The following is a 25,618-nucleotide window of genomic DNA, read 5'->3' as shown; positions in this document are numbered from 1 at the left end:
ATAATCATCATAATGGGATATATAGCCAAAATAATTCGAGTTGCTTAAAGGCGGCAAGGGAGTGAGTCCCCAGGAGCATAGATAACGATGTGACTGGGGTGAGCTACGGCCCGTCAGGGCGAGGCCTATGGATGGGCCGGGTAATCCGTAGCCAACACATAAGCAACTTAAAGTATGAAGGGTATATAAAATAATAGGCAGATTGATAACACCAAAAACCATAAAATAAGCATGGTTTTTAGTGTCATTTTTAACTTGAAATAACGTGTTGAGGATGTGCTATTAAAAACAGATCCGCATTGCGCCGCGAATAGCGTTAAAGATACAACCCGGTGCGGAGAGCGCGAGTTTACTCTACCGCTTATTCACGTATCACAAACCGTTTTTGTTTTATCTGCTGCGCGGCGCTGATCAGCGCGGCAAAAAAGAGCGCCGCGGCACCGCAAAGCGTGGCGTTGATAATTGCCGACGCGCCATTGCCTGACAGACTGGCGGCGAGCGGACCGAGAATTTGCCCAATACCATACGTTAGCGTCACCAGGCCTAACAAATTAATATTGCCCGGCGCGCTGAGTTGTCGGGCAAGCGGCATCACCAGCGAGGTTGTGCCCATAAACGTGGCGCCAAAACCAATACTGCTCAGTATTAACAGCAACAACGAGTCGCTGGCGAGAGACAGTAGCACGCAGGCGCTCTGGATCAACAGATTCGCGGTCAGACATGGCAGGACGCCCCAATGTTTTGCCGCCCACAGCCAGCCGAAGCAGCCGGGAATGATCGCCAGGCCGACCAACGACCAAAGATGCGCCGTGAGTAGTGGAGAGCCCGCGCTTTTCGCCATCAGCGGCAAATAGGTAGCGACAATGATGTAGCCGAATCCGGCGAAACCGTACAACAGCGCCAGTTGCCACCAGGGCATAGGCTGATTTTCGATTCTTGCTAAAGGCGCAGGCGGCAGCGCATGAGCGCGGGGGGGAATCAACATTGCCACGATTAATAGCAATATACCGGCGAGCGCTCCGGCCCCCAGCCATAGCGAATGGGCCGAAAGCGCATAATGTAAACCGCCAATGACATATTCGTTGCCCAGTGCAATCCCGGCCCCGACGCCGGAAAAGAGCGCGGCGATCACAAACGGATGGCGGGTATGATGCAACACAATCATTGATCCAAAAATCATCATTCCCGCACTCGCGACGCCTGCCAGGAAGCGTACCAACATGACGACCGCGGGCTGAGTAAATATCGCCATAGACAGAATAAGAATACCGGTGGCGACCGCCGAAGCCAGCAGCATGGGGCGTAGACGAGAGGGGAGATGAAAAAGGCCAAAGGAAAACAGTAAGCTTCCCGCCAGGTACCCTGCATAATTGGCGCTGGCAATCCAGGAGAGCTGATTAAACGTTAGCTGCTTTTCCGCCAGCATTACCGGCAGCATGGGCGTATACAGAAAGCGGCCAACTCCCATCCCCAGCGTCAATACCATCATACCGAAAAGCGCCGTAAAAATGGGATGGCGAGGTGAAGCGCTCTGAGCATGAACCATGGTTTTTCTCTTTGCTAAAGTAAGGCAGGAATGCCGGATTGTTGTTGTAAATGATAATAAAAAGTAAAATTAATGTTTCAAATTTGCAAGAAAAGAAAGTGAAGCGCAGGCGAATAACGGATTGAGAAGAGGGGCATCGGTGGGAAATGGCATTAAATTAATGCCTCCCGCGTGCGGGGTTTGGCAGTTAATCTGAACGAGAACGGCGTTAAATACTGAGCAGTGCCGGTATTTGCGACAGTAAATATAACACCAGACCGATAGCGCCGCCGACCAGCGTGCCGTTCACGCGGATAAACTGCAAATCTTTACCGATATTAAGCTCAATCTGCTGCGACATATCGCGCGCATCCCAGCCTTTTACGGTATCGCTGATGTGGCGCGTCAGGAAGGCGGCGAATTCCGGCGCGACCCGGTGCGCGGCCTGTTCCAGATGACCGTTAAGCGAGGCGCGTAATGCGTCGTCGGCGATCAGCGTCTCGCCAAACCATTGTCCGGCATGAGCGATGCGCTGCTTTACCTTCGAGTCTTCGGCGTTGATATCTGTTTTTAACCACTGACGTAGATCCGCCCAGATCTCGCCGAGATAACGGTTAAACGCCTCATCTTCCTTCAGGTAACTTTTAATGTTTTCTGCCCGGGCAGCCATTTCCGGATCATGTTTAAGTTTATCGATCAGCTTATACGTCGCGCGATCGAAGGCATGACGAATCTGATGCGCGCGATCGTGACTGATATCATCCAGCAGAGAATTTACCGCGTCGGAGACCAGTTCAGCGCTGTGTTCTCCCAGCCATTCGGTCGGCAGAATCTTCGCTTTTAACGGATGCTCGGTCTCCAGCCAGCGTATGATCTGTCTGGCGATAAATGTTCGGGAGCTGTCACGCTGTAACAGGGCGATAAGCTGGGCGATCAGCGTATCGAGTAACACCTGGTGACGATCGTTTTTGGTCATGCTTTCCAGCATCAGGGCGCTGGTGCCGGAAAGATCCACTTTATCAATCGCCTTATGTACCGCTCGCTTGAGCAGCCGCTGAATACGGGCGTCATCGGTCAGTTCCAGAAAGCCGCTCATAATTTGCAGCAGATGCTGCCCGACCCGGCTGGCGTTGTCCGGCTGGCTGAACCAGTTTCCGATAAGCAGCGCGGGTTCATGGCGGCGGATTAGCGCGATCAGCGACTGCGTATCAAGGAACTTCTCCTGCACAAATTGCCCTAGATTTTCGCCGATTCGGTCTTTATTACGGGGAATAATCGCCGTATGTCGTGAAATAAACGGAATGGGAATGCGGCGAAACAGCGCCACCACGGCAAACCAGTCCGCCAGCGCGCCAACCATCGCCGCTTCGGCAATAGCTTTTACGCCCAGCACCCAGAAACTGGGCGGCAGGAAAAGCGTGGTTACAAACGTCGCGGTGGCTATCAGCAACAGTGAGAGCGCCAGGCGTTTGGCGCGTTTGAGTTCGGCGATTTTATTCATAGGGTTAAGGATAGAGCCAGACGGCAGGAACGTGCAAAAAACATCAGATTATCCTGTGCCGGATAAGCCTCTATCCGGCAGAGTAGTTACTTCTCAGCGGCCAGTTCTGCCGCCTCATGCTGGCGCACGCGCTGTAATAATGTCGCCAGGGTGAAGACCACAATCACCCCGGCCACCGCTGCCAGCAGGTGAAACGGCAGTCTCCCGCCGTGAAACCACAGCCAGCGGCCAACTTCGACCGACACCGCCATCACCGTCAGAATCACCATGTTCAGCGAGGCCGAAACCGTCCCTTTTGGCAAGTTGTTGGAGAAAAGCGTGAAGCGAAACAGCGTCGGGAAAATCATGCCAATGCCGAACGCGTACAGGCTGGTGCCCAGCACAGACCAAAGCCAGACGTGCGGCAGAAGAAGATTACCGAGGAGCAATGTCGCCAGCCCGCTTAACTGGATTGGTACGGCGCGCCAGATAAAACGCGGTCGGGTCGGATCTTTCACCAGGCGCACAACGATCATATTGGCCACGATCACCGCGCCGAATACGGGCACCTGCGCCCAGGCGAATTGCGAAGTACTCATCCCGCCGGCATCGATCAGGATCACCGGCGACACCGCCACCCAGCTCATCATCGGGATGTAGCTCAACGACAGCGTCGCCGCCCCGGTGAGAAAAATCGGGTTGCGAAACACATTACGAAAATCGCGCAGTACGCTCACCGCGCTGAACGGCACCGCGCCGCGTTGCACCGTTTCCGGCATCGCCAGCAGCAGGCCGCACAACGCCAACAGTCCCATCACCGCAATAATACCGAACAGCACCTTCCAGTGAACGAAGTGCATCAGCGCGGCGCCGGAGAGCGGGCCGATAACCGGAGCGACCAGCACAATGGAGGTAATAATCGCCATCAGCTTAATGGCTTTGGTTTGACCGAAGGCCTCCTGTACCGTGACGTAGCCGACCGTTGCGATAAAGCAAATGCTGGTGCCCTGCACAAAACGGGCAACCAGAAACTGCGTCATTGAGGTCGTCAACAGCGTTGCCGCGCAGGCGAGAGTAAAAATTAATGCCCCTGCAATCAGCACTGGCCGGCGGCCAATCCTGTCGGATAGCGGCCCCAGAAGCCATTGCAACGCCATTCCGCCCGCCAGATAGAGACTGACCGAGGCCGGCGCAAGACTGACGTCAGCATTAAAATCGCGCACGACGTTAATGATGCCAGGCTGAATCAGATCCGTCGTCAGATAGGCGGCAAAATCGTACAAAATCAGCGCCATCGGGAAAAATAACGTTGTGGCGCGTTGGGAGAAAAACTGAATAATCCGTTGCATAAAAAATGCGCTCCATGTCGGAGAACCCCATGATGGGACAGCGAAACTCAATACCGTCATCGTGACGTCAGGCAGGCGATGGAAACAGCGGCTGCGGATGTACTGAATTTCATGTAATCAAAAACGCTGCCGGTGAAAACACAGACAGGAAGAGACGCGTTCTGCATCTCGTCAGAACGTGTGGCGATTACAGATAACAATCAGCACATCACACCTCGGGAAATTTACGTTGCACGGAAAATATACACATTAAGTGTAATTAAATTTTGATGTTAATCAAAAGAGTTTGTCTGGTTAATAAAGATAAAGGCAGGGCGCGCAGACTGGCGTTTTGCGTGTTCAGTTCCGAAAATGCATGTGCATTACAGATAACAGGATTTATCTTCCGTCGCGCCTCGCAATGCTGAAAAGGTACGGATGAGAAAGGAATTTTCAGGAGGTAGAGTCGCAGCATCCTGGTTTGGGGTGACGGAGCGCCATGAAAAAATCGACGACCTCAACACCGCATGATGCGGTGTTTAAAACCTTTTTGCGCCACCCGGAAACCGCCCGCGATTTTATGGAGATTCATCTGCCGGTGTCGTTACGCCAGCTTTGCGACCTGCGGACGCTAAAGCTGGAGCCCGGCAGTTTTATTGAAAAAAATCTGCGAGCCTATTATTCCGATGTGCTTTGGTCGCTGAAAACGCGCGAGGGCGACGGTTATATCTACGTCGTGATTGAACATCAGAGCACGCCGGATGCGCATATGGCGTTCCGGCTGATGCGGTATTCGATGGCGGCGATGCAGCAGCATCTGGATGCGGGGCATAAGCATCTTCCGCTGGTGGTGCCGATGTTGTTTTATCACGGTGTTGATAGCCCGTATCCTTTTTCGCTGTGCTGGCTGGATGAGTTTGCGAACCCGGAAGTGGCAAGAAGACTCTATGCCGCTGCCTTTCCGCTGGTCGATATAACGGTGGTATCGGATGATGACATTATGCAGCACCGCCGCATTGCGCTGCTGGAGCTCATCCAAAAACATATCCGCCAGCGCGACCTGCTGGGACTGGTTGAACGGATTGCTTCGCTGTTAGTTACTGGTTGCGCTAATGACAGGCAGCTTAAGGCGCTGTTTAATTATCTTATGATTCAGCACGGACACACGCCTCGTTTCACCACGTTTATTCGTGATGTGGTAGGGCATGTCCCGCACACTAAGGAGAGACTGATGACGCTGATAGAGAGGATCCGCGCAGCGGATCGCAGAAAAGGGGAACGGCAAGGAAGACAGGTCGGTCTGGAGGAAGGATTAGCAGAAGGATTAGAAAAAGGGCTGGAAAAAGGTCAGCATGTTGCCGCATTGCGTATCGCCAGACAGATGCTGGCGGACGGACTTGACCGCGAGACTGTCCAGCGGTTCACCGGCCTTACGGCTGAAGAGCTTCAGGATGTTAGCCACTAACGCGGTTCCAGTCTGAATGTTGCAGGCCCGGTGTCCGCCGGGCAACGCTCTCTATAATTATCGCTGATAACCTCACGAATATACCGAACTTTACCGATAGCGCCAGCCATCTCTACTACCCTTATTGTTCTGAGCGGCATTTACGGCTGCCTTAATGACGATAACAAGGAGACATGTGATATGGCTTACCAGACAGTGAATCCTGCCAATAATCAGCTCATTAAAGAGTACCCCCCGCACACGGACGCGGATATTGAAGCCGCGCTGCAAAAAGCTGACGCGCTCTATCACTCCGACTGGTCCAAAGGAGAGATTGACCAACGTCTGCCGGTACTGCATAAGCTGGCTGACTTGATCGACAGCCGTGTTGAAGAACTGGCAAAAATCGCCAGCCAGGAGATGGGCAAGCTCATCGAGCAGAGCCGTGGCGAAGTCAAACTGTGTGCGCAGATCGCTCGCTATTATGCGGATAACGCGAAGCAGTTTCTTGCCCCGGTGCCTTATAAAACCGAGTTTGGCGACGCGTGGGTAGAACATCATCCGATTGGCGTCATCATGGCTGTTGAGCCGTGGAACTTCCCGTACTATCAGTTGATGCGTGTGCTGGCGCCGAACCTGGCCGCTGGTAACCCGGTGCTGGCGAAACATGCCAGCATCGTACCGCACTGCGCCGAGACATTTGCCCATCTGGTGCGTGAAGCCGGCGCGCCGGAAGGCGCATGGACCAACCTGTTTATTTCCTCCGATCAGGTGGCGAATATCATCGCCGACCCGCGCGTGCAGGGCGCGGCGCTGACCGGATCTGAAAAAGCGGGGAGCGCCGTGGCGGCACAGGCGGCGAAGCACATTAAAAAATCGACGCTGGAACTGGGCGGGAACGATGTGTTCGTCGTGCTGGACGATGCCGATCTTGAGAAAGCGGTGAAAATTGGCGTGCAGGCACGGCTCACTAATGCGGGGCAGGTATGTACGGCGGCGAAGCGCTTTATCCTGCATGAGAAAATCGCCGATCAATTCCTCAGCCAGTTCACCGAGGCGTTCAGGAAGGTGAAGGTGGGGGATCAGATGGACGCTTCTACCGAACTGGGGCCGCTGTCGTCGAAAGATGCTCTGGATACACTGACCAGACAGGTCGAGGAAGCGGTGAAAAATGGCGCGACGCTGCACGTTGGCGGCAAGCCGCTGGAAAGCAAAGGCAACTTCTTTGAGCCGACGATTCTGACCCACATTACGCGTGACAACCCGGCGTACTTTGAAGAGTTCTTCGGCCCGGTAGCGCAGATGTATGTGGTGAAAGACAATGACGAGGCGGTAAAACTCGCCAACGATTCTCACTACGGGCTGGGCGGCGCGGTGTTTAGTCAGGATATTGAGCGCGCTAAACGCATGGCCTCCCGGATTGAAACCGGGATGGTTTATATCAACTGGCTGACCGACACCGCAGCGGAGCTGCCGTTCGGCGGCGTTAAGCGTTCGGGCTTCGGACGCGAGCTATCGGATCTGGGGATTAAGGAGTTTGTGAACCAGAAGCTGGTAGTGGTGCGCCGCTAATCCCTGTTGCCCCTCTGAAATCGGGAGGGGCCTGGCTTTTTGCAGCGAAGGACGCGGATCTTAAATCAGAACGAAATAAGCGAACAAAACACCCTAAATCGCCCTCCTTATTTATCCACGTTGCACTAACCGTGTTTTTTATCCCGGTATTGTTTGTACAGACATTCATGATGCCCGCATTTTCTGTTCTATGCGGAGGCCGGTATGGAATTTTACGAGAACCGCCCCAGACAACCATTTATTGGCTTTGTGCAGCTCAGACGGGCGCTAAAAAGGTGGTGGCTGCGTAAGCGGGCCTGTCAGGCGCTGCGACGAATGAGTGACGAGCAGTTAAAGGATATTGGGTTGGAAAGGAAGGATGTGGAATAACAGATAAGAGCCAGTAAAACTGGAAAGGCTGGATAATCTTATCTTAACCTCTCCAGTAGGCGGGTATCCTGGAACGCTAATTTTCTTGCCAGGCTTTCTCGATCAGCAGTTTGGCTTTATCCAGATCATGTTCGTTACGCACAATCAATTCGACGTCGCCGGTTCCCCAGTGGCCAATGTTTGTGACGTCCCGGCTAAATCCTTCTTCAAGCTGGATATGCTGTGGATTGATTTTCAGCCACAGGCGTAGGTGTGGGTCGGTCACGGGATAAACGGCTACGCACAGAAAGTTGCGAATGAGGCGGAAGGCGTCATAGAGCTTAAGCTCTTTAAACTGAACCTCATCACTGAGTGACAGCACATAACTTTTTAGCTGTTCATATAATGAAAGCAGCGCGGGAGAGGCCGAAGAGAGCTGTTCGCGCTGCGTGCGGGTATGGCGTTTGCCGCTGCTGACGGAACCGTTCGCGATGATGTACTGAGGGCTATTTTCGACCACGGCGTTAACCAGTTCCAGCATTAACAGGTCGTCGGCAAAAAGCTTGTAGCGAATCAGGTTGATATTGCGGTTGATTTGCTGAACGGCATGTTCGTCGTATTTATTAAAATCGGCGGCAATACAGATTAACCGTGTGCCGGACCAGTCAATGGCTTTGGCCGCGGTTTTACTTATTTTCTCCATCACCAGCAACTGAAATTCCGCTTTATGATCGAGCAGCCAGTCGAGATAAAACAGCCCCTGGTTAATGACGTTTTCATTGCTGTGGCGTTTATATTCAATAATCACCGGGCAGTTATTTTCGTCGAGGCCGAGGGAATCAATTCGCCCACGATGGGTTTTACCCGTGCGGTATTCGGTCTCGAGAAAGCGGACGCCAAGGAACGTTTCCATATGGGATTCGATCAGCATTTGCAGATCTTTTTCAATGGCTGCGGCTTTGCCCGGCAGTTCTTGTACTTTCCCGCCACCGAGGCGGAAAAGCTGGATATCGCTCATGGATCCCTCCTGAATTTTCTGCGCACTATCATACGTTATGTGAAAAGAGATAAAAGCGGAAATCGGGCTTTTGGAGGTGAGATATGTTATAAGCCCGACAGCAGGTGGTTACCGGGCAGCGGGCCGTAGGTCGGATAAGCGTTAGCGCCATCCGACGCTGTTACAGCAGTTTGCGCATCTTACAGAAGGAAAGTCCAGCTGAAAATCAATGAAAATAAGCCGCTGGATGAGAGGTGATATTATATTTGGTGATGAGAATAAAGCGGCTATTTAGTCGCTTTATTGGTTTCTGGGGCAGGTTAATTTATGGCGGCGTCAGCATTATAAGAAGGAAAGGGTTCGAATGATGCAGACCCTATTCATCTGCCCGGGCAACGTTGACCACCGTATAAAGCTGCCCCTCATCGATTTAACTGGTAATGAACTGCCACACAATCCAGCAGCCAAAGGCGATCAGAATGCCGCCGGCGGCGCGTTCAATTTTCCAGACAAGATTACCCAAGCGAAGTTGAATTTGCGGCAGGGCGATAAGCGTTATCAGCAGCAGATCCCAGAGTAACACTACGCTGGTCATCCAGATTCCACATATGGCCTGCTGTGTAACGGTCACGTTTGGGCCCAGCAGGGCGGTCATTAGCGCCAGATAAAACAGAGCATTTTTCGGATTCAACAGCGATGAACCTAGCCCCAGTAATAGTTGTTTTGCCAGTGACGGACATGCCGATGCGGCGTACCGCCACTCCAGCGGCCCAGCGCGGCTTTTCAACAGTTGACGGCCCACCCATAGCAGGTAGGCGGCACCCAATAGTTCGATGATGGTAAAGAGCAGCGGCGTCTGACGTAGTAGCCCTGACCCAATCACCACCAGCAGAATATAGAGCCCATTTCCCGCCGCAATGCCGAGGCACAGCCCGACGCTGCCGCGCAGCCGATAGCGTACGGCGTAACCGACCAGCAAAAAGAAGTCCGGGCCCGGGCTGAGCAGCGCCATAAAATGCGCCAGCGCCAGTGCGGGAAACGCCGGAGGAAATAACGTTGTAACCTGTTCCATAGTAACCTCAGTGATGATACTGAGGTCAGCCTATACCTGCGGATGCGCTATTTATTGTCGGATATTGATCTGTTCTGCGCGTACTGACGCGGCGTTGCCGCCGTGTAGCTGACGAAGGTTTTGTGGAAATGACTTTGATCGGCGAAACCGGTCTGATAGGCAACATCGGCAATATCGTCCCCGGCGCGCAATCGGTGCCGGGCATATTCAATGCGGGCCATATTGGTAAAGCTGACAGGAGTCAGGCCTGTATCCTGCTTAAAAGTGCGAATCAGAGTCTCCTTACGGAGCGCAAACTCCTGCGCCAGTGTGTCCAGCGTCGGCGGTTCCTGAAGGTTGCTGACTAAGCGGGCAACCAACTGGCGGCTGATGGCGCATGGCGGTTCGGCGTCGGCGCTTTGTAGCGGCAGGGCGCGCAACAGGTGGATAATAAGCGCCGGAAGTCCGGCGGTTTGTTGCTGAGTAATAGACGTCACAATTTGCTGATAAAGCTGGAAAAGCTGCGGGTCCTGCAACTGTGGCTGCGTGGTATGCAGGCGGCTATTCGCCGGCAAATGGGGGAGCTGCGTCAGGCACCAGTCCGCATCGAGATACAGCATATGATAGCTGCGTGGTCGCTCGTGGAGCGGGTTACAACTGTGTGGAGATTGCGGGGGGATCAGGATCAGCTCGCCGGGGCGTAACAGATACTCTTGTCCGTTACTGATGCAGCGGGTTTCTCCGGCGATGATTGCGCCCAGCGACAGTTGCGGGTGGCTGTGGCGCTTATAGGCCTGACGGCTTTCACTGGTGGTACGTAGCTCCAGCCACGGCAGTTGTGGCAGACGCCAGAAGCGTTGGTGAATATCTCGGATAAGGGGCATACAATCTCCTGTGCGGTCCCGGCTTTTCTGCGCCCGTTTACTTCCTTAACCCCGCAAACGCCGCTCTAATCTCGTCTTCCGGCAACTGGATCCCGATAAATACCAGCGTGCTGTGCGGCGTTTCGTCGCCCCACGGTCTGTCCCAGTCGGCGCTGTAGAGACGCTGCACGCCCTGGAACAGCAGACGGTTGGGTTCGCCGTCGATCCACAGCATCCCTTTGTAACGCAGCAGTTTATCCGCTGATTCCAGCAGCAGGTTTTCCATCACCCGCGAAACCTCGCTGATATCCACCGGGTAATCCAGCTCCACCACAATTGACGACACATCGTTCTGTTTATCGGCAATAAAGTGGAAACGCGGTTGGCTTGCCAGCACGTTCTCTTCCAGCATAAAGCCGCTGGTATTAAACAACTGACTCAGGTCAATATCGCCGTGTACCACGGTGTAAACCGGGGCGCGAGCGTTGATACGCGCCAGCCGCTCGCGCAGCTTCTCGCTGTCGCCTGCCACGTCGGTTTTGGTCAGCAGGATACGGTCGGCGTAGCCTATCTGCGACTGGGCGATGGTGAACTGGTTCATCTGCTCGTTAGCGTGCACCGCGTCGACCAGCGCAATCACGCCGTCTAACAGGTAGCGTTCGCATAATACGTCATGGGAGAAAAAGGTCTGAATAATCGGGCCGGGGTCAGCCATGCCGGTGCATTCAATCACCAGGCGGTCGAAAGCAATATCGCCGCGGTCGCGGCTGTCGAGCAGGTCTAATAGCGCATCTTCCAGCTCGTTGGAGCGGGTACAGCAGATGCAGCCGTTGGTCAGGGTTTTGATCTGTGTGGCGCGATCGCCAATCAGTTGATCGTCAACGGAGACTTCGCCAAATTCGTTTTCGATAACGGCGATTTTAAAACCATGTTGTTCGTTGAGGATATGGCGTAGTAGGGTGGTTTTGCCGGCACCAAGAAAACCGGTAAGTAGGGTAACTGCAATCGGGGTCATAGTCTCTCCATTAACAACAGCGCATACCGCCTTTGCCATCGCCGCCGTAACGTGCTTGCTGACGTTCGCGGAAGAACTCTTCATAGGTCATGTACGGCTTGTCGGGATGGTTGGTTTTCATGTGCTCGACATAGTTGTCGTAGTCCGGAATACCAATCAACATTTTTGCCGCCTGGCCGAGATATTTTTTTGCCTGACCTAAAGTATCAAACATTCTGCCGTCCTGTTAATGAATAAAGCCGGATGGCGGCTTGCGCCTTATCCGGCCTACACTAGCCGGGATCGCTGCGCGCTACCCGGCATCAGTTTTAGTGGTGTGAAGAGATCTTCACGCCGCCTTCCGGCACGGGCACATACGGGGTTTCTTTGTCGGTACGTTTATCGCTGTTGCGTACCTTCATCCAGGTGGTGAAACCGTAGAAGATAATACTGTACACCACCACCAGGAACAGAATACTCAAACCAGCGTTAGTGTAGTTGTTCACCACGATATGGTTCATGTTGGCAATCTGCTGCGCGGTCAGGTTGGTGCCGTTGGCAATCTTCTCTTTATACAGGTTTGCCATGTAGAAGAAACCTTCCATCTGTGGGTTGGCGCTGAACAGTTTCAGGCCCAGCGCCCAGGTGGTGCAGATCAGCAGCCATACCGCCGGGATCACCGTCACCCAGATGTACTTGGTGCGCTGCATTTTGATCAGTACCACGGTGCTCAACACTAGCGCCACGGCGGCCAGCATCTGGTTAGAGATACCGAACAGCGGCCACAGGCTCTTCACGCCGCCCAGCGGGTCGACCACGCCCTGATACAGCAGATAGCCCCACAAACCGACGCAGCCTGCGGTACCGATGATACCCGCGACCAGAGAATCGGTTTTTTTCAGGAACGGGACGAAGTTACCCAGCAAATCCTGCAACATAAAGCGGCCGGAACGAGTACCCGCATCCAGTGCGGTCAGGATAAACAGCGCTTCGAACAGAATACCGAAGTGATACCAGAAGCCCATATCCGCCATCGGCAGGACTTTGTGGAACACATGCGCGATACCTACTGCCAGCGTTGGCGCGCCGCCTGCGCGGTTCAATACTGACGGTTCACCGATATCTTTCGCAGTTTGCAGGATTTGTTCCGGGGAAATCACAAAGCCCCAGGAGCTGACGGTCGCCGCTGCATGTGCGGTAACGTCTTTCAACTGCGCCATAATCAGCGGCGCGTTCTCGCCGCCCATCTCGTGCAGGTTTGGCATGGTAATGCCCAGACCTGCCGGCGGGGTGTTCATCGCGAAGTAGAGACCCGGTTCAATGATCGAGGCCGCCACCAGCGCCATCACCGCAACAAAGGACTCCATCAGCATCGCGCCGTAGCCGATAAAACGCGCATCGGTCTCACAGGCCAGCAGTTTCGGCGTGGTACCGGAAGAGATGAGCGCGTGGAAGCCAGAGACGGCGCCACAGGCGATGGTGATGAACAGGAACGGGAACAGAGCGCCTTTCCACAGCGGGCCGGTACCGTCGACGTACTGCGTCAACGCCGGCATTTTCAGTTCCGGGTTGAGGATTACAATCCCCAGCGCCAGACCGACGATCACGCCGATTTTCAGGAAGGTAGCGAGATAGTCGCGCGGGGCGAGGATCAGCCATACCGGCAGCAGCGCGGAAACAAAGGCGTAGCCGATCAGCGCGAAGGTAATGGTGGTGTCTTTAAAGGTCAGCGCCGGGCCCCAGTACGGGTCGTGGGCAATCACGCCGCCGAAGTAAATAGACGCCACCAGCAGCACGATACCAATAACGGAGACTTCGCCTACGCGTCCCGGACGCAGGAAGCGCATGTAGATGCCCATAAACAGCGCAATCGGCACCGTTGAGCAGACGGTGAAGACGCCCCACGGGCTTTCGGCCAGCGCTTTAACCACGATTAATGCCAGCACCGCGAGGATGATGATCATAATTAAGAAGCAGCCGAACAGCGCGATGGTGCCTGGAACGGTACCCATCTCTTCTTTGATCATCTCGCCAAGAGAGGCGCCGTTACGGCGGGAAGAGATGAACAGCACCATAAAGTCCTGCACTGCGCCCGCGAGCACCACGCCCGCCAGCAGCCACAGTGTCCCCGGCAGATAGCCCATCTGCGCGGCCAATACCGGCCCGACCAGCGGACCTGCGCCGGCGATGGCGGCGAAGTGGTGACCAAACAGCACGTAGCGGTTAGTCGGCACGTAGTTCAGGCCGTCGTTATTGATGACCGCCGGCGTCGCGCGCGTCGGGTCGAGCTTCATGACCTTCTGGGCGATATACAGGCTGTAGTAGCGGTAAGCCACCAGATAGACGGAAACGGAAGCGACCACGATCCACAGGGCGCTCACGTGTTCACCCCGACGTAGGGCAACGACCGAGAGGCAGAAAGCACCGATGATTCCGAGAATCACCCAGGGTATGTGCTTGAATATCTTTTTCGTATCCATAGTAAAACCTGGTTGTAAGTTTAATTATCAGCCGAAGCTGGGTGGACATTGAGTTCGTGTTTGAGGAGGTAGATTGACTGCTATGCTGAGAGGATCTTGCCAGATCATCGCGCGCGTAAAGTTAGGTAAATCAGTGAGTGGTTGTATGGCGGTTTAAGCGGTCGGACGTACCGGTAAGCGGTTTCGCGGAGGAGGGCGTGGGCTATTTTATGTGATTGAGATCACGATATAAAATGGGACGATCCTTGTTGCGCGGGGCGTCATAACGACTTAACTGAGCTAATCGTGATATTAATGGCGCGCATCCCATAAAGTTTTCCCTTTCTAGGCCGAAAATTCTGTATCTGTCTAGCGGAAAGAGAAAACATGTTAAAACGAATTAAAATTGTTACCAGCTTACTGCTGGTATTGGCGCTATTTGGCCTTTTACAACTGACATCCGGCGGGCTGTTCTTCAACTCACTGAAGAATGACAAAGAAAACTTCACCGTATTGCAAACCATTCGTCAGCAGCAGTCTGCCCTGAATTCAACCTGGGTGGAGCTGTTGCAAACGCGTAATACCCTGAATCGCGCGGGTATCCGCTGGATGATGGACCAGAGCAATATTGGCAGCGGCGCAACTGTCGCTGAACTGATGCAGGGGGCGACCAATGCGCTGAAGCTGACCGAAAAAAACTGGGCGCAGTATGAGTCATTACCGCGCGATTCACGTCAGAGTGAGGCGGCTTTCCTTGAGATCAAACGAACCTATGATATCTACCACGGCGCATTGGCGGAGCTTATTCAGCTTCTTGGCGCGGGTAAGATTAACGAGTTTTTTGATCAACCGACTCAAAGCTATCAGGACGCTTTTGAGAAGCAGTACATGGCCTATATGCAGCAAAACGATCGTCTGTACGATATTGCTGTTGAGGATAACAACAGTTCCTACAACCAGGCGATGTGGGTACTGGTCAGTGTGCTGATTGCCGTTCTGGTGGTCATTATCGCCGTCTGGTTCGGCATCAAACTGTCGCTTATCGCCCCGATGAATCGTCTGATTGAAAGCATTCGTCATATCGCCAGCGGCGATCTGGTGAAGCGTATCGACGTGGAAGGCTCCAACGAAATGGGGCAGTTGGCTGAAAACCTGCGTCATATGCAAAGTGAACTGATGCGTACTGTTGGCGATGTACGTAACGGCGCGAATGCGATCTATAGCGGCGCCAGCGAGATTGCGATGGGCAACAACGATCTCTCTTCCCGTACTGAGCAGCAGGCAGCGTCTCTGGAAGAGACCGCCGCCAGTATGGAACAACTGACCGCCACCGTGAAACAGAACGCCGAAAACGCCCGTCAGGCCAGTCACCTGGCATTGAGCGCCTCTGAAACAGCGCAAAAAGGCGGCAAAGTAGTGGATAACGTCGTACAAACAATGCGCGATATCGCCTCCAGTTCGCAGAAAATCGCCGATATTATCAGCGTAATCGACGGTATTGCTTTCCAGACCAATATCCTGGCGCTGAATGCGGCGGTAGAAGCGGCGCGCGCAGGCGAGCAGGGACGCGGGTTCGCGGTGGTGGCCGGTGAAGTCCGTAATCTGGCCCAGCGTAGCGCGCAGGCGGCACGAGAGATCAAGAGTCTGATTGAGGATTCCGTGAGCCGTGTTGATGTGGGGTCGACGCTGGTCGAAAGCGCTGGTGAAACCATGGATGAGATCGTCAATGCAGTTACCCGCGTGACCGATATCATGGGCGAGATTGCCTCGGCGTCTGACGAGCAAAGCCGTGGCATCGACCAGGTGGGCCTGGCGGTAGCGGAGATGGATCGCGTAACGCAGCAGAACGCCTCGCTGGTGGAAGAGTCCGCCGCCGCGGCTGCGGCGCTGGAAGAGCAAGCCAGCCGTCTGACCCAGGCCGTCGCGGTGTTCCGTATTCAACAGCAACAGCAGCGTGCGCGTGAAGTGGCAGCGGTAAAAACCCCGGCAGCTGTGTCGTCACCAAAGGCCGCTGTGGCCGACGGCAGCGATAATTGGGAAACGTTTTAAGGGCGTATGGTGAACAGTCGGCCTACAGACGATCGTAGGCCGGATGAGATGTTCACACTTTTGCCTGATGGCGCTTCGCTTATCAGGCCTACGCGCCAGTTTATTGATAAAGATGATGTGTAGGCCGGGTAAGGCGCAGCCGCCACCCGGCATATATGACATTCTCTTTTAACCCTCAACATTCACCACTTTGATCTCCACCATGCCAATCCCCAATTTGCGCGGCGAATGGCCCAAAATATTACCTTCGTTGGTGGAGACGGGAGCGGGCGGCGCAATGACTAGGGTATTCGCGTCCGTCGGGTTGTTGAAATGCAGCGTGATAGTGGACACATCGTGACCCAGCACCAGCGTCTGTTCTTCGTTGCCTACGCGTACCGGAATCGGCCGATTCGCGTTGTCGCCGAAGGCTTTGGCGGTGATCACCAGATCAAACTTTTTCGGCAGCGGCGCTTTATATTCGATTTTAACCTCATCGCCCAACTGCGCATTTGACCAGCGCCCCCAGGACTCCGGCCGGGAAATGCCGCTAAACTGCTTCACCTCCTCCGGCGCGCCCGCCACGTTAAAGATAAAGCTATCGGCTTTATAACGAATATCGTTATCGACAATCTTTAAAGTATCGACGTTGCCTTTGTAGCGTTCCATATCGATCATCGTGTCTTTAAACGTCGTCTTACCCTGCCACTGCGCTTTATCGACATGCTGTACGGTTTGCTGCCCGCCAAGCTGCCCCTGCGAGACGCACCAGTCGGTGGAGAGCGCCAGCGCCGGCGCCCATAGCTGCGCCATTTTGTAGCAGCGATCGATCCAAACGAAATTATCGCGCGGGGCGAAGTCGGCCAACTGGAACCGCAGCGGAGCGGAGTATTCACTTTCCGGTAACGGTTCAACACGCTTATCCGATACGCGCAGTAGTAACGGCAGGCGGAAGTGGCTGCCGGAAAACGCGATCATGTTTTTGTCCCGATCGATAGTGAACGCTTTTATCTCTTTCGGAAAATTCCACAGGCGAATAATATCCGGCTTCATCGCCAGCACTTTCTCTTTTACATTCAGGAACACTTCCGACAGCGACTGCCCGGAAAGGCTGCTACGTCCCAGACCGATAAAATTATCGCCGCCGAGAATATCCAGCACCGTTGCGCCGTTGTCCATCGTGTTGCGTTTGACCGCCAGCGCCTCCTGCTGCGGTTTATCGCCGCGCAGAATGAAAAACAGATTGTTGCGATCTTGCTTATTCAGGTATTTCCAGGCGGTATTGTTCATCGCCAGATGGTCGGAAGAGACGACGATAACGGTATCTTTAAACCACGGTGACGCTTTGATTTTGTTGATAAACTCGGCGATGTTTTCCTGGCTGCAACTTACGGCTCTAAAGGACTGGTTGGGCTTGCCGTCGTAATCGTAGCGTTTGCGGTTGCAGGTGCGTGAGATAAACCCGTCCGGGTGGTGAGTATCTACGGTCAGCGTAAACAGCGAAAAACGCTGGCCTGAGCGGGAAAGCGCTTCAAATTTCTTCCATGCCTCATCAAGCACCGTATCGTCGTAGAAGCCCCAGTCGTTACGATAAGACGGGTCTGCCACCACCGTTTTCAGCTCTTCAGCGCCGTACAGATGATCAAATCCGTGTGATTTCAGGAACACGTCTTTCCCGGCAAAACGCAGGTTAGCGCCCTGCACGAAATAGTTCTGGTAGCCGGAGTTTTTCAGAATATCGCCGAGGCAGATATTCTGCGGAAAGAAGCTGGACACCGACGCTGAGGCATTGCCCTCAAACGGCGCAAAGAGCGGAATACCACACTGGGAAGCCACCATCCCGGCGATGGTGTAATCCGTTCCCGGCAGTTGCATGGTATGGCTGAAATCCAGCCCTTCATTTTTCAGCGCGCCCAACTCTGGCGTGAGATTGGGGAAAGCGTCATTATCAAAATAGGTCCGTTCCAGGCTCTCGCCGTAGATATAGACCAGATTGAGCTTCGGATTAGGAATGGTTTTTGCTGGTTCTTTATAATAAACGGCAAAATCCGGATCGCCATCGCGCATTTGTGATTTTACCAGTTCGGTGATCTGGCGAAACGCCGGGCTGGCGTCGACCGAACCCAACGCCAGCAGTAACGCCAGCAGGCTGTAACCGACATGATGCGGATGGTGACGGCGGCGGCGTAGTACCCATCCCAGCGCGCCGAATACCGCCACTAACGCCAGGGCAATGCCGATTCCCGGCAGAATATATTTGCCGACTCCCGCTCCCGTCAGACTATTCGTGAGCGTATAAAGCACTGCGTCGTTGATCCCGTCGCCGGTAAAATAGTCGCTGGCATACAGGGTAATATTCAGAATGACAAAAAGTCCCAGCACCGTGAGAGTGGCGGCAAACCACCAGGTGTTACGGCCCGCCTTCCAGGCATATATCAGCACAGAGGCGAGAAACAGAGCGACAGAGAGCAACTCGGACAACTGACGATCCTCAATAAACCAGGCTTATCGCTGGCAGGAAAAAATTTCTAACAATGTAATAGCGATGTCACATTGCTGCAATTCTAATGACTTTACACGGCGCTATTATTTAGAATGAGTTTAGAAAGTTGTTTTTTTGATCGGCATCACTTCCTGACATAGCGGTTAATAACAGGAAAAGACGAAAGGAAAAGTCGGGTTAATGCCGTGCTGGCGGGTAAAGGGCCAAAACACGGCTTTTATCAGGACGTCCCGGCGTGGCGCACGGTCAGAAAAACGCAGTCAGGAAAGGAAATTCAGCCCTTGCTGCAACACCAGATCGCAAGCTTTGGTTTTCACCTTTTCCGCCAGCGGCGTACTGCCGATATTATTGAGGTTCAACTGCTGGCCGTCCTTCGTCTTGAGCAACCCTTGCAGGCCGTTCAGGTAGTTAGTGTCCTGCTCCTGCTGTGTAGTATCCAACCCCAACTTGTTCAGAATCTGATTTTTAACGTTTTCCACGTTGGTAGCGGACGCCAGCTTCTGTTTGGCGCAGTACTGCAAAATTCCGGCGGCATTATTCATATTATCAGCGCTGAGCGACTGGGCGCCGTTGCTGAGCAGACCGGTTAGCGCCGAAAGCGACATCCCGCCCTGCTGTGCGTTCGCGCCCTGAGCGCTTAACTGACTGGCGGCGCTGGAAAGCGAATCCTGCCAGGAGGCGGCGATACCGCTGGTGGAAATCAGTACGCAGGCGACCGCCGCGCAGCACAGAACATGTTTCGCTGTATTCATGGTAATCACCTGTGTTATGCCAGCCAGGCGTTGTATCGCCCTGGCGCACGTTGCAATTTAATACTCTTTACCCGTCACCCGGCTGCGGTAACTGTCCCAGGTAAAATTAACCCATAAACTGTTGCCGAGACGCATACGGTCCATGACGCGTTCGCCAAGCATTTTCGTCATCTCTTCCATATTGCTGTTCGTCAACATGCCGGTGGGACGTTTTGACGAGGAACGACGATCGACAATTTGATTGATGATCACTTTTTCATAGCGGGATTCGGTCTGCACGCCGATCTCGTCGATCACCAGCAGATCAACGTTACTCAGATCGTTAAGCAACTGCTCTTCGCTGGTTTCCCGATTGCTGAACGTGTCTTTCATCGCTGACATAATATCCGCTACGGTGATAATCAGTACCGACTTTCCGCGCAGCAGCAGCTCATTACAAATAGCCGCGGCGAGATGATTTTTACCGGTTCCCGGCTTGCCGGAAAAGACAAAGCTGGCGATATTGCCGTCAAATTCATCAACGTACTGTCGGGCTTTGCTTAACGCGTTCATTTGTCCGTCGCACTCAACCCGATAGTTATCAAACGAGCAGTTTTGATGCAGCGGTCGAATGCCGGAACGGTTAAAGGTGCGCTGCATTTTCATTGCCCGGTTTTCCCGCGCCAGCGCCGCCGCCCGGATCTCGCCTTGCTCTTTCTGCCACGCCAGCAGTTCTTCGCCCGTTTTAAACGCCGGCGTAATATGCGCAGGCATCATTTTTTGTAGACGCTGCATCAGGTCGCCAACATTTTTCATCGTTACCCCCTAAAACCTGGTGGAATATGATTGTCAGGTTCGCTGACGCTATTGATGTCGCGCTGCGGCATTCCGCCATTGCTGGAACGGCTGATTTGCACGCTGCGCGCCAGCTTTTGCTGCCACTGGATATGGTGAAAAACCTTACCTTCCGCCTGCCAGTAGGCGATAAACGCCGCCAGCTCTTCTGCGGTGACCGGCTCCCGAAGCGCCACGCCCCAAAGGGCAGCCTGACGCTGAAAATCCGCATCCGGTTGCCAGGCGGGATACATGGCGAATTTTCCGCAGGGAATCGCAACGGGGGCAGCTTCGGGTTCTTCGTAAAATTGCGCGTCTAACGCCACATCGCTTCCCGGACGTGATAACTTTTCTTCAAGCGCCAGCAGTTCAGCCATGCGTGCAGGCGTCACGGCATAAAAGGCAGGCGCATTATTAGCGAATACCGCCACTGCGCCGCCCGTTGACTTCGCCAGTACAGCATGATGATCGTGTAAAAGGACGTCAATACCGATGACGTCCGACGTTAAAATTCTGGAAGACATAATGTTTCTCAATATGGAACAACAACCGAGAAGGGCGACTGTTTTTATAGTACCACACAGACCTGTAAGAACAGCAGGAGGCGTTCCACCGCTCACACGCGGGGGCGTTTGCGGTACAGCCATAATCCCGGTACAGAGAGGCCAATTGAGAGCGCGCCAACAATGGAAGAGGCTTTCAGAAAATTGGTTAGCAGCGTAATCATCATCGGTTCGCTATAGCCCAGATGGCTAATTTTTACTGCGGAAATCATCGCGGTATAGGCGGAAATCCCCGGAAACATCGGGATCACGGCCGCGACGGTAAACACTTTAGGGTGAGCGAGATACCAGCGTGACCACTGAATACCAATACTGCCGACCAGCAGCGAAGCCATAAACGTCGACCATTCGATATTAAAGCCAGCGCTCATCATCAGCATACGCGAGCCATGACCCAGCGCCCCCAGTAGCGCACACCACGGAAGCGCCCGGTGGGGAACATTAAAGACCATCGCAAACCCGACGGCGGGGATCGCAGACAAGATCATGTCCTGCATTAGCGCCAGTAAAAAGTCGATTATACCCATCCTCGTAGCCCCCATACTGTCATTGACATCACTACGCCCACACAGGTGGCCAGTGTCAACAGGCTGGCGATAGCCCAGCGCGCCAGCCCGGTATTAATATGTCCTTTAAACATATCTGCGACGGAATTAATCAGCGGAAAGCCCGGCACCAGTAGCAGTACGCTCGCCGCCATGGCGATAGTGGGCGTCTGGTTAAAGGCGGGGAGGGTGAGCATCAGCCCGGAAATCGTGGTAGCGACAAAGGCGGTAATGCAAAAATTGATCTGCGGATGTAAATGCCGCTGCGCCAGCATCTGGCGAATATACATGGCTATCATACTGGCGAAAAAGGTGATAACCGCGCCATCCCAGCCGCCATTATTCAGCTTACAAAAGCAGGAGCAGGAAAGACCGACCATAAACGCCACCAGCCAGCGCGGATAACGCAGCGGGCGGAGCTGGCTAAAGCGTTTTTCCACGCCTTTGTAATCCAGCAGACGATGTTCCGCGAGGATAACGATATGCTGAACCTCTGTGACGACGTGCATATTAATGCCGCGATCCTGGTTTTTACGTGTCGATGTCAGACATTGTCCGTCTTTAATGGTCGCCAGGACAATGGCGTTAGAGGAGATCGCGCTTTCGACGCTATCCATACCGAGCGCCAAACCGAGGCGGGTGGAAAGCTCATCAACCAGTGCGCTTTCCGCCCCGTGCTGCAATAAAAACAGCCCGCATTGAATACATAACCGTGTTACTGCTCGTTGAATTGATTGCTCTTCTTGCATGACTCGTCCTGTCCGAAAAGACATTCTATGCGCCGCCACTATGACAGAGGCTTTCTTTTTAACACGAAGCGCAGGCATGGTGGCGTTGGTTAAGATCAATTTCTTGTTGATAAAAACGTCAACCGCCAGGCGCAACGCATAAGTTTCCTGAGACGTGCGCTTCGTCACAGGCAGGATATCCTTATGGGCGACGGTTCTCGTATGTCCGTTTCCAGAATAGAGACATTATGCCAGCCTGGCCGTTCATTTTTGAATCAATTACGTGGTGAATTTTATCAACGATATGCATTAATCGTTTTACAACAATGGCGTGAGCAGCAGGTGTAAAAATAGGCGTGACTTAGTGTACTTTGCAGATATTACATGGATTTTATGGGTGACAGTCAGTATTGTTGGGCTTTTATTTCAGGATTCAGCAATATGAATGAAGGACGAACTCATATTTTAAATTTATTAATATGATGAGTTTCGTTAGAATTACTAATGTGCAAATTTAGTTAATTTAATTGTCTTGCTTCTGGTTTTATGAGTAACTATGCGATAGTGATTTCATGTTTTTGTGCTATGTGGATTGTAGCGCAATCAATGTTATATTTTTAAAAATAAAACAAGGATAATTAATCCACTCGGCTTATATTTCTTTGCGCTCATTGTTAATAGTATTTTTATTAATGGGACAATGAAAAGGGGCGGCGTGGGTGCGGAGGAATTATGCTGCCAGGATGCTGCAAAAATGGACTTATTATCAGTAAAACCCCCCTTATACAGGAAGGCCTTAAAGGGGCTATAACAGGTAATTTCCCCGATTATAAACTGGCGTATTGCCGTACGATAGAAGAGCTAACGCTGCTACAACTACGTCGAAGTAATTTAGTTATTGCTGATTTAGCAGTTAACAATGCCTCTCCCCGTGCTATCTGCGAATATTTTTATAGCTTACTCTCGCAATATCGCGACATACATTGGGTATTTCTGGTTCCTAAATCCAGCTATCCACATGCGGTTGATCTCCTGATGGGCCCCGTCAGCACCTTGCTTTCAGACGAAGAGCCAATCGAGAATCTTATTAGCGTTATCCATGCGGGAAACGCTCGTTCAGAAAGAATAAGCAAAACGTTATTATCGCCTCAGGTACCGTCTGAAATTCAGCAGTCCCACGACAGGCCGATTGTCCTTACGCTGTCTGAACGAAAAGTATTACGCCTTTTAGGAAAAGGGTGGGGCATTAACCAAATTGCGGCATTACTTAAAAAAAGTAATAAAACAATTAGCGCCCAAAAAAATAGCGCCATGCGACGCTTATCAATACACAGTAATGCAGAGATGTATGCATGGATAAACAGTTCTCAGGGAGCCAGAGAATTGAACCTACCTTCGGTATATGGAGAAACCATGGAATGGAAAACAGAATCAGCAAGAGAAATGTTGCGCTCGTAGAAAAATGCGTGATGAGCACCATTGGTATTAAAGGGCTATTTGATGCAATGCCGGATTGCCGACATACGCTTCATATTTTTTCAAAACCATCCGCGTTTTATAAGGCTGCGCTAAAGACGCCGTTTTCTGCCGTTATTTTTTCTCTTTCTGCGTTAAGAACTGAACGCCGGACAGGATTATCCAGCCTGACGGAACTGGCGATAAATTATCCCCATATGCGGCGTCTGGTGATTGCAGATGATGATGCTGAAGCCCGCTTAATCAGCGCGCTATCCCCGCTGCCGCTGGATGGGGTCATCAGCAAAGCGTCGCCGTTGGATGTTTTACAGGATGCCTTATTTACATCGCTTAATAGCGCCCGGCGGACAACGGAGCGTACAGATAATCTTTGGGAACTTCACCAGAATTGTATGCTTAGTCCAACCGAGCGGGAGATTCTGCGTTTTATGTCGAACGGCTACTCAATGCCGCAAATTGCCGTCCAGTTAGAACGTAACATTAAGACTATCCGGGCGCATAAGTTTAATGTGATGTCCAAGCTGGGCGTGAGTTCTGATGCCGGGTTACTCGATGCGGCGGATATTCTGTTATATCTGCGCGCCGGCGATGCTACCGCGCTCCAGCATCGGGTATAGCCCGTGCCGGATGCGCCGTGCTTGTTCGGGGAGTCCGGGTGTCAGGCACGTTATTGGCACACGTCAACCCAGGTCGCCGATGTCAGTTCAGCCATTCTTTCCGGCGTGATGCGTACCGCGCTGTGCGTGGCGCCTGCGGCAGGCAATACTTCGTTATACCCCTTCAGAGAGATGTCGCAATAAACGGGCAGCGGGTGCTCCAGCCCAAAGGGACATACGCCGCCGACAGGATGTCCGGTTGCATTGACCACTTCATCGCTGCTCAACATACGGGCTTTTGCGCCGAAAGTGCTTTTAAGCTTCTTATTATCCAGGCGGGCATCGCCTTTAGCGACCACCAGGATAATAGTGTCTTTTACTTTAAGCGAGAGCGTTTTAGCTATCTGCCCTGGCTCTACATTGTGCGCTTTGGCTGCCAGTTCGACAGTCGCTGTACTTTGATTTAATTCGATAATTTCAATATCGGGAGCATGATCGGCCAGAAATTGCCGTACAGATTGCAGACTCATTCTTCTCTCCTGAGACCTTACCAATAGCCACGGTAGACCCAAAAATGGCAAAACGTAATTTGGCATACGGAGAGCGCAGCTGTAAATATAATAATGTGACAGGCCAGCAGCAGTAAGCCGTGACGATAACTGAAGGTAACGTAAAGCGGTTTACTTTAGCGTGCAGTCGCCGCACTGCTGTACATCAGGTAAGCGGTAACGTTGACAGCAGGTTCTGCGTACCAGAAGACCGTCGCGCATTACGACGGTCCGCCACAGCGGGTTATCCTGACCGTCGGATAGCTGCTTTTCAAAAAAACAGCGCTGGCGTAGCGTTGCCAGCAGAGCTTCGCCAAGCAGCGGTTTCATCTCAGTCAGATACCAGTTGATTAAATAACCGGTATTGCTCCAGATAAGTTTCGCGTTGATGTCGCCAGTCGCCTCCAGCGCCTGAATGACCGGCTGTAGTGCGGAGACTACCAGCGTTTCCATTCGTTCTTCCGGGGAATGCCCCGTTGCCAGGTTATCCTGATGCACATCAAGCCAGAAACACGCGGCGCGCCCGGTTTCATGAAATTCAACGTGAATATGTTCTGCGGAGACATCGATAGCGCGCGCTTGCGTCAGTAATGCCAGCATCAGCGGCGGCGCCATCAGCCCGATATACCATTGCGCCCACAGGGAGATTAACGGCTTATTTTCACGTGGCAGGCCTGGCGTGTGGCGATAGATGTGATCGGAATAGGCGGCCAGCAATGAACGAAACGTCGCGGGGCGCGTCCACTGGGCAAGAGTCATCGCCGTTGGCGGCGGCGTTTCATCCAGCCGAATAAAGTCCAACAGGTGCTCACGGGTAGAGGCGATCGTCTCGCGTACTGCGTCCGCCAGCGAGGCGTCTTCCGGCTGGGGAGCGGCTCGCCAGATAATATCGTCAGCAATCGGTGCGGAACGGTAGGCCATAGCGCAGTTTAATGATGTTAATCTAAATGATAATGATTGCTAATCCTATCGATAGCGATAAACGATGGCAAGCGGTTTATGGTT

Annotated in this window: 23 protein-coding genes and 1 pseudogene; 6 read left to right on the top strand and 18 right to left on the bottom strand. The window is 53.0% G+C overall.

What is annotated here, in order from left to right; all coding sequences use genetic code 11:
- Positions 1 to 361: 361 nt before the first annotated feature.
- The 3 genes from J4614_RS08000 to mdtM form a co-directional block, all read right to left on the bottom strand.
- Positions 362 to 1,546 (bottom strand): MFS transporter, encoded by a 1,185-nt coding sequence (locus J4614_RS08000; RefSeq protein WP_000233266.1) that lies wholly within the window; start codon positions 1,544 to 1,546, stop codon positions 362 to 364.
- A gap of 208 nt (positions 1,547 to 1,754) precedes the next feature.
- Positions 1,755 to 3,026: a DUF445 domain-containing protein gene (locus J4614_RS07995; RefSeq protein WP_023212769.1), complete on the bottom strand. Its 1,272-nt coding sequence runs from the start codon at positions 3,024 to 3,026 to the stop codon at positions 1,755 to 1,757.
- An 86-nt stretch (positions 3,027 to 3,112) separates the two neighbouring features.
- Positions 3,113 to 4,354 (bottom strand): multidrug efflux MFS transporter MdtM, encoded by a 1,242-nt coding sequence (gene mdtM, locus J4614_RS07990; protein WP_001188918.1) that lies wholly within the window; start codon positions 4,352 to 4,354, stop codon positions 3,113 to 3,115.
- A gap of 478 nt (positions 4,355 to 4,832) precedes the next feature.
- On the opposite strand from mdtM, the gene J4614_RS07985 reads away from it, so the two are divergent.
- A complete protein-coding gene (locus J4614_RS07985; protein ID WP_131065592.1) occupies positions 4,833 to 5,798 on the top strand; it encodes an Rpn family recombination-promoting nuclease/putative transposase in 966 nt (321 codons plus the stop codon).
- A gap of 180 nt (positions 5,799 to 5,978) precedes the next feature.
- Positions 5,979 to 7,349 carry an NAD-dependent succinate-semialdehyde dehydrogenase gene (locus J4614_RS07980; RefSeq protein WP_131065591.1) on the top strand — a complete coding sequence of 457 codons (1,371 nt, stop codon included), beginning with the start codon at positions 5,979 to 5,981 and terminating at the stop codon, positions 7,347 to 7,349.
- Positions 7,350 to 7,446: 97 nt separating this feature from the next.
- On the opposite strand, the pseudogene J4614_RS07975 reads toward J4614_RS07980, so the two are convergent.
- Positions 7,447 to 7,587: pseudogene (locus J4614_RS07975) on the bottom strand (hypothetical protein); the annotation flags it as partial.
- Here J4614_RS07975 and yjiS point away from each other — a divergent pair.
- The gene (gene yjiS, locus J4614_RS07970; protein ID WP_000397915.1) at positions 7,554 to 7,718 is read left to right on the top strand and encodes a DUF1127 domain-containing protein YjiS; all 165 of its coding nucleotides are present in this window, start codon (positions 7,554 to 7,556) and stop codon (positions 7,716 to 7,718) included. The pseudogene J4614_RS07975 and the gene yjiS sit on opposite strands and share 34 nt — an antisense overlap.
- Positions 7,719 to 7,794: 76 nt before the next feature.
- Here the strand turns inward: yjiS and J4614_RS07965 are convergent, their stop codons facing one another.
- The 6 genes from J4614_RS07965 to btsT form a co-directional block, all read right to left on the bottom strand.
- Positions 7,795 to 8,715, bottom strand: coding sequence for a DUF5655 domain-containing protein (locus J4614_RS07965; protein ID WP_001280247.1), 921 nt, complete (start codon positions 8,713 to 8,715; stop codon positions 7,795 to 7,797).
- Between the two features lie 409 nt (positions 8,716 to 9,124).
- Positions 9,125 to 9,766 carry a LysE family translocator gene (locus J4614_RS07960; protein WP_131065590.1) on the bottom strand — a complete coding sequence of 214 codons (642 nt, stop codon included), beginning with the start codon at positions 9,764 to 9,766 and terminating at the stop codon, positions 9,125 to 9,127.
- A 47-nt stretch (positions 9,767 to 9,813) separates the two neighbouring features.
- A complete protein-coding gene (locus J4614_RS07955; RefSeq protein ID WP_001128427.1) occupies positions 9,814 to 10,629 on the bottom strand; it encodes an AraC family transcriptional regulator in 816 nt (271 codons plus the stop codon).
- A gap of 37 nt (positions 10,630 to 10,666) precedes the next feature.
- Entirely contained in the window at positions 10,667 to 11,623 is a 957-nt protein-coding gene (yjiA, locus tag J4614_RS07950; RefSeq protein WP_000187838.1) for a GTPase, read from the bottom strand.
- 10 nt (positions 11,624 to 11,633) lie between these two features.
- Positions 11,634 to 11,837: a YbdD/YjiX family protein gene (locus J4614_RS07945; protein WP_000460616.1), complete on the bottom strand. Its 204-nt coding sequence runs from the start codon at positions 11,835 to 11,837 to the stop codon at positions 11,634 to 11,636.
- A 94-nt stretch (positions 11,838 to 11,931) separates the two neighbouring features.
- On the bottom strand, positions 11,932 to 14,082 hold the full coding sequence (btsT, locus tag J4614_RS07940; protein ID WP_000379928.1) for a pyruvate/proton symporter BtsT: 2,151 nt from the start codon (positions 14,080 to 14,082) through the stop codon (positions 11,932 to 11,934).
- A gap of 366 nt (positions 14,083 to 14,448) precedes the next feature.
- Here btsT and tsr point away from each other — a divergent pair, with 366 nt between their 5' ends.
- Positions 14,449 to 16,110, top strand: a complete 1,662-nt coding sequence (tsr, locus tag J4614_RS07935; RefSeq protein ID WP_000919524.1) for a methyl-accepting chemotaxis protein — start codon at positions 14,449 to 14,451, stop codon at positions 16,108 to 16,110.
- Between the two features lie 168 nt (positions 16,111 to 16,278).
- Here tsr and opgB read toward each other — a convergent pair whose 3' ends face one another.
- From opgB to J4614_RS07905, 6 genes are all read right to left on the bottom strand, one after another.
- Entirely contained in the window at positions 16,279 to 18,570 is a 2,292-nt protein-coding gene (gene opgB / locus J4614_RS07930; protein WP_023212766.1) for a phosphatidylglycerol--membrane-oligosaccharide glycerophosphotransferase, read from the bottom strand.
- Positions 18,571 to 18,852: 282 nt separating this feature from the next.
- Positions 18,853 to 19,344: a DUF2501 domain-containing protein gene (locus J4614_RS07925; RefSeq protein ID WP_001090316.1), complete on the bottom strand. Its 492-nt coding sequence runs from the start codon at positions 19,342 to 19,344 to the stop codon at positions 18,853 to 18,855.
- Between the two features lie 57 nt (positions 19,345 to 19,401).
- Positions 19,402 to 20,139, bottom strand: a complete 738-nt coding sequence (gene dnaC / locus J4614_RS07920) for a DNA replication protein DnaC (RefSeq protein ID WP_000799924.1) — start codon at positions 20,137 to 20,139, stop codon at positions 19,402 to 19,404.
- Positions 20,140 to 20,141: 2 nt separating this feature from the next.
- Positions 20,142 to 20,681, bottom strand: a complete 540-nt coding sequence (dnaT, locus tag J4614_RS07915) for a primosomal protein DnaT (protein ID WP_000098578.1) — start codon at positions 20,679 to 20,681, stop codon at positions 20,142 to 20,144.
- 92 nt (positions 20,682 to 20,773) lie between these two features.
- On the bottom strand, positions 20,774 to 21,247 hold the full coding sequence (locus J4614_RS07910; RefSeq protein WP_000511329.1) for a threonine/serine exporter: 474 nt from the start codon (positions 21,245 to 21,247) through the stop codon (positions 20,774 to 20,776).
- Positions 21,238 to 22,014: a threonine/serine exporter ThrE family protein gene (locus J4614_RS07905; protein WP_208293156.1), complete on the bottom strand. Its 777-nt coding sequence runs from the start codon at positions 22,012 to 22,014 to the stop codon at positions 21,238 to 21,240. The genes J4614_RS07910 and J4614_RS07905 overlap by 10 nt, the downstream gene beginning before the upstream one ends.
- A gap of 711 nt (positions 22,015 to 22,725) precedes the next feature.
- Here J4614_RS07905 and J4614_RS07900 point away from each other — a divergent pair.
- Together J4614_RS07900 and bglJ are read left to right on the top strand one after the other, a co-directional pair.
- On the top strand, positions 22,726 to 23,451 hold the full coding sequence (locus J4614_RS07900; RefSeq protein WP_000936659.1) for a response regulator transcription factor: 726 nt from the start codon (positions 22,726 to 22,728) through the stop codon (positions 23,449 to 23,451).
- Positions 23,412 to 24,086 carry a DNA-binding transcriptional activator BglJ gene (bglJ, locus tag J4614_RS07895; protein WP_000431546.1) on the top strand — a complete coding sequence of 225 codons (675 nt, stop codon included), beginning with the start codon at positions 23,412 to 23,414 and terminating at the stop codon, positions 24,084 to 24,086. Before J4614_RS07900 ends, bglJ begins: the two co-directional genes overlap by 40 nt.
- Before the next feature lie 50 nt (positions 24,087 to 24,136).
- On the opposite strand, the gene J4614_RS07890 is transcribed toward bglJ, so the two are convergent.
- The gene (locus J4614_RS07890; RefSeq protein WP_000058271.1) at positions 24,137 to 24,595 is read right to left on the bottom strand and encodes a YbaK/EbsC family protein; all 459 of its coding nucleotides are present in this window, start codon (positions 24,593 to 24,595) and stop codon (positions 24,137 to 24,139) included.
- 150 nt (positions 24,596 to 24,745) lie between these two features.
- A complete protein-coding gene (fhuF, locus tag J4614_RS07885) occupies positions 24,746 to 25,534 on the bottom strand; it encodes a siderophore-iron reductase FhuF (RefSeq protein WP_000331528.1) in 789 nt (262 codons plus the stop codon).
- Positions 25,535 to 25,618 lie beyond the last annotated feature (84 nt).

The organism is Salmonella sp. 32031103-2018-00083-FB-01-SM-01 (assembly GCF_017571995.1).
GTDB classification, from domain to species: domain Bacteria; phylum Pseudomonadota; class Gammaproteobacteria; order Enterobacterales; family Enterobacteriaceae; genus Salmonella; species Salmonella enterica.
This window is presented reverse-complemented; position numbering and strand designations above follow the sequence as displayed.